This is a genomic window from Streptomyces sp. NPDC057654, from assembly GCF_042800135.1.
In the GTDB taxonomy this organism is placed as follows: domain Bacteria; phylum Actinomycetota; class Actinomycetes; order Streptomycetales; family Streptomycetaceae; genus Streptomyces.
In genome coordinates this window covers 1-6,521 of the sequence record NZ_JBHVHQ010000481.1, presented here as the reverse complement: position 1 = coordinate 6,521, position 6,521 = coordinate 1, and the positions used below count along the sequence as shown (strand labels likewise).

6 protein-coding genes are annotated in these 6,521 nt (G+C 70.1%); 2 read left to right on the top strand and 4 right to left on the bottom strand.

From position 1 onward, the window contains the following. Positions 1-22: 22 nt before the first annotated feature. From ACFU99_RS28420 to gcvH, 3 genes are all read right to left on the bottom strand, one after another. A complete protein-coding gene (locus ACFU99_RS28420) occupies positions 23-1,312 on the bottom strand; it encodes a sensor histidine kinase (RefSeq protein WP_384397338.1) in 1,290 nt (429 codons plus the stop codon). Between the two features lie 195 nt (positions 1,313-1,507). After that, positions 1,508-2,056 carry a winged helix-turn-helix domain-containing protein gene (locus ACFU99_RS28415; RefSeq protein WP_384397335.1) on the bottom strand — a complete coding sequence of 183 codons (549 nt, stop codon included), beginning with the start codon at positions 2,054-2,056 and terminating at the stop codon, positions 1,508-1,510. A gap of 296 nt (positions 2,057-2,352) precedes the next feature. Next, positions 2,353-2,751, bottom strand: a complete 399-nt coding sequence (gcvH, locus tag ACFU99_RS28410; protein WP_384397333.1) for a glycine cleavage system protein GcvH — start codon at positions 2,749-2,751, stop codon at positions 2,353-2,355. Between the two features lie 442 nt (positions 2,752-3,193). Between gcvH and ACFU99_RS28405 the strand changes: the two genes are divergently transcribed. After that, a complete protein-coding gene (locus tag ACFU99_RS28405) occupies positions 3,194-4,426 on the top strand; it encodes an acyltransferase family protein (protein WP_384397329.1) in 1,233 nt (410 codons plus the stop codon). A 97-nt stretch (positions 4,427-4,523) separates the two neighbouring features. Here ACFU99_RS28405 and glnA read toward each other — a convergent pair whose 3' ends face one another. Beyond that, a complete protein-coding gene (glnA, locus tag ACFU99_RS28400) occupies positions 4,524-5,933 on the bottom strand; it encodes a type I glutamate--ammonia ligase (RefSeq protein ID WP_384397326.1) in 1,410 nt (469 codons plus the stop codon). Between the two features lie 243 nt (positions 5,934-6,176). Here glnA and ACFU99_RS28395 point away from each other — a divergent pair. After that, a partial coding sequence (locus ACFU99_RS28395) for an RDD family protein (protein WP_384397323.1) occupies positions 6,177-6,521 on the top strand: 345 nt, incomplete at its 3' end.

Sequence of the window (6,521 nt, the reverse complement as noted above, 5' to 3'; positions counted from 1 at the left end):
GCTTACGGGCAGGGGGCGGGGCTCACCTGCCGCGGGCGGGAGCGGCGCTCAGGGAGCAGGGGATCTCCATCGTCACCATCGTGGGCCCGCCCGCCGGGCTGCTCACGGCCAGCACGCCGTCGAACGTGCCGAGCCGGCGCTCGACGCCGACGAGGCCGGAGCCGCCCGCGGTGGTCGCGCCGCCACGGCCGTTGTCGGTGACGCTGATGCGCAGCATGCCCTGCTCGTGGTGGATGTCCAGCCAGACCTGCTCGGCGCCCGAGTGCTTGGCGGCGTTGGTGAGGACCTCGCTGACCGCGAAGTACGCGGCCGACTCGACCGGCTCCTCGGCGCGGCCGGGCAGCTCGACGTCCACCTCGACCGGGATCGCCATGCGCAGCGCCAGAGCCCGTACGGCATCGCCGAGACCGCGCTCGGCCAGTACCGGCGGGTGGATGCCGCGGACCAGGTCGCGCAGCTCGGTCAGCGCGTCGGCGGAGTCGGCGCGGGCCGCCGCCAGCAGCTTCTTGGCCTGCTCCGGGTCCTTCTCGATGAGCGCCTCGATGGTGCCCAGGCTCATGCCCATGGCGACGATCCGGGCCTGCGCCCCGTCGTGCAGGTCGCGCTCGATGCGGCGCAGTTCGGCGGCGGAGGTGTCCAGCGCGTCGTGGCGGGTCTCCGTCAGCCGGTCGACGCGCTGGGCGAGCGCCCGCTCACGGGTGGCGGCGTCGGTCGGCGCGAGGAGGGACATGGCGAGGGTGAAGTGGGCGCGCAGCAGGGCCGGGTTGACGAACAGGCTCAGGATGCCGAGGCAGATGCCGAGCCCGGCGGCCAGGTTGGCGCTGGTCTGGCCGGTGATGTGGATGAACGCGAACCACTCGTTGCCGCCGGCGTGCACGATCGGCCGCCAGACGCCGAAGGCCAGGACCGGGCCCCACAGCGCGTACGCGACGAGGATGAGCGGCAGCAGCGCGAGGACGAATCCCGCTGTCATGTCGACGAGCAGCCAGGACAGGTCGCGCCAGGTGGCCGGGTCCTTGAGCAGCGCCTTGCACTGCTCCATCTGTCCGATCACGCCGCCGGAGCCCGCGGGCAGCGGCCGGTACGGCTGGGGGATGTGCACCCCGGACCAGCTGTAGGAGTGCACCCGCCGGATATTGGCGAATCCGCGCATCGCCTTGATCACGGCGGGGGTGGTGAAGACGCCCAGGCCCAGCGGGATGAAGGCGATCGAGACGAGCGTGAGCGTGAAGATAATGATCGATCCGGCCAAGCCGACGACGGACAGGTACAGCCCCCGTGCAGCGGCCAGCAGTGCGCTGCGGACCCTCATCTGTGTTCTCCCTGCGCTTTCCCTGTCACCCGGCGATCGGGCATGACTCCAGTCTGCTTATCGGGCCATTATCGGTCACTGGGCCCGGCACCCGGGCGATGGTGTATCTAGCGACACCACGCCGGTGTGGGCGCGGGCATGCGAACGGGCGGCCGCCCCGAAGGACCGGCCGCCCGGTGAATCGTTTCGGTCGGATCAGACCAGCGGAGGCACGTACTTATAACCCACCCGCCGCACGGTCACGATCGCCCCCCGGTGCTCGGCGCCCATCTTGCGGCGCAGCCGGGCGACGTGGACGTCGACGGTCCGGCCGTCGCCCACGTGCCCGTACCCCCAGACCGTGGTCACCAGCTGGTCGCGGGTGTGGACGCGCTGCGGGTGCGCGACGAGGTGGGCGAGCAGCTCGAACTCCAGGTAGGTGAGGTCGAGGAGGCGCCCGGCGACGTGGGCGGTGCGCTGCTCGGGATCGATGCGCACCAGCGCGTCACCGTCGGACAGGACGACCGGCGCGGCCCCGGCCTGCTCGGCCGGCTGCTCGGCCGGTACGAGCACGAGATAGCCGACCATCGGCGGCTGGCCGGGCAGGGAGGGGAGCGTGTGCGGGGGCGCGGGCAGCCACGTGGCACCGGAGTGCAGCAGCTCGGCGACCGGAGGCACCTCGTCGGGTGCGACGGCTCGGAGCCGGTGGCGGTGCGCGGGGCCAGGAGTACTGGAGGAAGGCGGCAGGGTACGGAGATTCGTCATGGGGACTCAGCTCTTTCGCGCGGGAAGCCGTCGAGGGGCGTTACGTGCGCGCTGGCCATTGGCCGGTACTGGCGACCGGCGGGCTGACTTCGACTGCGGGCGTCAGCGGGGGGAGCGGGCCTGCGCGGGGATCGCGCGGCAACACACTCGGTCGTAATCGTGATGCTGGCGTGACGGCCAGAACGGCTCAAGGTCGCTGCGACCTGTCGCGGTGTTCTTCTCAAGGCTGGCCATGCCCCCCATTGAAGCATGCGGGCCGCTTGAGCAGCAGACTCGGCGGCAGGGGCAGCGGAGACCTATTCGCCGGCCGCCTCCTCCGCGAGATAGTCCGCGTACTCCTCGGCGCTGAGCAGCCCGCTGTACGCGCCGGGCGACGGCACCTGGATGAAGATGACCCAGCCGTCGCCGTACGGATCGTCGTTGATCTGCTCCGGGCTGTCGTTGGTGGTCTCGTTGACCGCGATGACGGCGCCGGTCACCGGCATATAGATCTCGGTGACGGCCTTGACCGACTCCACCGAGCCGAACGCCTCGGACGCCTCGAACCGCTCGCCCGGCTTCGGCAGCTCGACGTAGACGATGCTGCCCATCTGCCGCTGCGCGAAGTCGGTGACGCCGACGGTCGCCTGGTCGCCCTTGATCCGCAGCCATTCATGGTCCCTGGTGTACGAGAGGTCCTCGGGGATGTTCACCATGACGTACGTGCCTCCTAGGCGGCGTCTGCGACGGACCGCGCGTGTGGGGCGTGCGGCGTGTACGGGGCGTATCGGGTGTACAGGGCTTCTCGGTCGTACAGGGCTTCTCGGGCGTACGGGGCGTGCGCAAGGCTGCTCTGCTCGACGGTGCCACCGCGCGCCGCACCCGCCAAGAGCGCGCGCGGCGCGAGGCCGCGTCAAGGAGCCGTGCCTGGCCACGCGGCGGCGGTACGGGGAGGGCCGGTGGGGTTATCCCCCCGCTCCGCGGGCGACAGCCCCCGCCGGACAACACCGGTCGGCCCCCCTGGTGTTGGGGCCCTGCCCTCACTGACCGGCGCGGAGTTCCGGCAGAGCATGGAGGAACTCAATCACCGTGCCGCAGGCCGAGCAAAGGACCCGTCATGCCGTTTCCCGAGAGAAATCCGGACTATGACGGAGCACGATGGTGAGCGTCACGTACGAACAACAAGTGTCACCCCCGAGCCTGCCGACACCACCGCCATCGCCGACGGTGCAACGGGACAGAGCGATAGACGCGTTGAGGGCACTGGCGCTGCTGGCGGTGCCAACGGGCCATTGGCTGGTCGGGGGACTGAGCCTGGACGGAAAGGGCGCGCTGCACAACGCGAGCCCGCTGTCGACGTTCGCGCCGCTGGCGCCCCTCACCTGGGTGCTGCAGATGCTGGGCATCTTCTTCCTGGTAGGCGGCTATGCCTCGGTACTGTCCTACCGCCGCTCGGCCGCGCGGGGCGAGCGGCGGACCCACTGGATCCGCGGCCGCCTGATCCGCCTGCTGCGACCGGCCGTGGGCGTCACGGCGGTGTGGGCGCTGCTGGCTCCGCTGCTGTACGTGCTCGGGGTGCCGGAGACGACGCTGCGCACCAGCGCGACGCTGGTAGTGCAGCCGCTGTGGTTCGTCTTGGTATACGCGGTGGTCACGGCGCTGACGCCGTACTGCGTGGCGGCGACGAGCCGCCTGGGCGGCTGGGCGGCGGCGCCACTGGTGCTCACCGTGGCCGTGGTGGACTTCCTGCGCTACGGCCCGTACGCCGAGTCGATACCGGGGTGGGTGGGGCTCGTCAGCCTCTTCCCCGGCTGGCTGTTCGGCTACCAACTGGGCGTGTCCTGGGGCGAGAAGCGGCTGGGCAGGCGGGGGGCGTGGCTGCTGTGCGCGGGCGGGGCGACGCTGTTCGCGCTGCTGCTGGTGGTGTTCCACTACCCGATGAGCATGGTCGGCGTACCGGGCCAGGACCGTACGAACTCCCACCCGCCGTCGCTCCTGGTGATCGCGCTGGCGGCGGCGCAGTGCGGGGCGGCGATCCTGCTGAGGGACCGGATAGCGGCGCTGATGCGCAAGCCGGCGCTGTGGGGCCCGGTATCGGCGGTGAACGCCTCGGCGATGACGAGCCTGTGCTGGCACCAGACGGCCATGCTGACCGCCGCGATCCCCGCCGCGACCCTCGGCCCGATAACCGGCCTCACCACCGCCCCCGACTTCCCCACCTGGATGCTGACCCGCCTCCCCTGGCTCCCCCTCTTCGCCATCCTCCTCATAACCCTCGCCCACACCACCCGCCACCTGGAAACCCCTTGGACAGCCCTGTCCCGAGGCCCCCGAATTCTCGCCGGAATCCTGGCCGTCGGCTTCTCCGCTTTCGCTCTGGGGCTGGCCTGAATAAGCGAGAAACACCCCGCCGAAGGCCCACGGCAAACGCTCACGGCAAAGGCCGCCACCCCGGAATGGGATGGCGGCCTCGGGCGGAGTCCATGGCTCAGAGGTCGAAGTACATCTCGAACTCGTGCGGGTGCGGGCGCAGTTGCATCGGGGCGATTTCCTGGGTGCGCTTGTAGTCGATCCAGGTTTCGATGAGGTCGGCCGTGAAGACGCCGCCCGCCTGGAGGTACTCGTTGTCCGCTTCGAGGGCTTCGAGTACGGCCGGGAGGGAGGTCGGGACCTGGGGGACGCTCGCGTGCTCCTCGGGGGCGAGCTCGTAGAGGTCCTTGTCGATCGGCTCGGCCGGTTCGATCTTGTTCTTGACGCCGTCCAGGCCCGCCAGCAGCAGCGCGGAGAAGGCGAGGTACGGGTTCGAGGACGGGTCCGGGGCGCGGAATTCGACGCGCTTGGCCTTGGGGTTGGAGCCCGTGATCGGGATGCGCATCGCGGCGGAGCGGTTGCGCTGGGAGTAGACCATGTTGACCGGGGCCTCGAAGCCGGGGACCAGGCGGTGGTAGGAGTTCACCGTCGGGTTGGTGAAGGCCAGCAGCGACGGGGCGTGCTTGAGGATGCCGCCGATGTAGTAGCGGGCGGTGTCCGAGAGGCCCGCGTAGCCCTGCTCGTCGTAGAAGAGCGGTTCGCCGCCGGACCACAGGGACTGGTGGACGTGCATGCCCGAGCCGTTGTCTCCGAAGATCGGCTTCGGCATGAAGGTCGCGGTCTTGCCGTTGCGCCAGGCGACGTTCTTCACGATGTACTTGAAGAGCATCAGGTCGTCCGCCGCGGCGAGCAGCGTGTTGAACTTGTAGTTGATCTCCGCCTGGCCCGCCGTGCCCACCTCGTGGTGCTGGCGCTCCACCTCAAGGCCCGCCGCGTCCAGCTCCAGGGAGATCTCCGCGCGCAGGTCCGCGAAGTGGTCCACCGGCGGCGCCGGGAAGTAGCCGCCCTTGTACCGGACCTTGTAGCCGCGGTTGTTCTCCACCGCGCCGGTGTTCCAGGCGCCGGCCTCGGAGTCGATGTGGTAGAAGGACTGGTTCGCGCTCGTCTCGAAGCGGACGCTGTCGAACACGTAGAACTCGGCCTCCGGGCCGAAGTACGCCGTGTCCGCGATGCCGGTCGAGGCCAGGTACGCCTCCGCCTTCTTGGCGATGTTGCGCGGGTCGCGGCTGTACTGCTCGCCCGTGATCGGGTCGTGGATGAAGAAGTTGAGGTTGAGCGTCTTGTCCTTGCGGAACGGGTCGACGCGCGCCGTCGACAGGTCCGCGCGCAGCGCCATGTCGGACTCGTGGATGGCCTGGAACCCGCGGATCGACGAGCCGTCGAAGGCCAGCTCCTCGGTCGGGTCGAACGCCTTCGCCGGGATCGTGAAGTGCTGCATCACGCCGGGCAGGTCGCAGAAGCGGACATCGACGAACTTGACATCCTCGTCCGAGATGAACTTTTTGGCGTCGTCGCCGTTCTGGAACATCCAACTCCTCCTAGCCCGGCCGGGTGCGGTCGGGGTTGCTTCGATGGCGCAGTCCCTCTATGCGGTGGCGCGCTCGGCCCGACCCTAGGCAGGCGGGATTTCCCAAGCATGACCCATTTGTTTCGCCGAGGTTAACCGGAGAGTGCCCCCGGTGCCGTCCCCGCGGCGCGTACGGGACCCGGTAAAGGCACCTACCCGTACCCGGAGCGGGGCGAACGTATGCCGTCGCAGTACCGTGGACGGGTGGACAACAGGCAAGCAATCGGATCGTGGCTCTCCGGGCCGCGCGCGGCCGCCGAGGACATGGGCGTCGACTTCGGCTACCGGGGCGAACGGCTCGGGCTGCCCAAGGACGGGCCCGGCTCCATCGCCCCGCTCGGCCGCCGCATCGGCGCCCTCTGCGTCGACTGGGCGCTGTGCATGCTCATCGCCTACGCGTTCCTCGCCGACGGCAGCGCCCAGCGCGCCGGCAACTGGGCGCTCCTCGTCTTTCTCGTCCTGAGCCTGCTCACCGTCGGCACCGTCGGCTTCACCCCCGGCAAGCGCCTCCTCGGCCTGCGCGTCATCAGCGAGGGCGGCGGCCGGCTG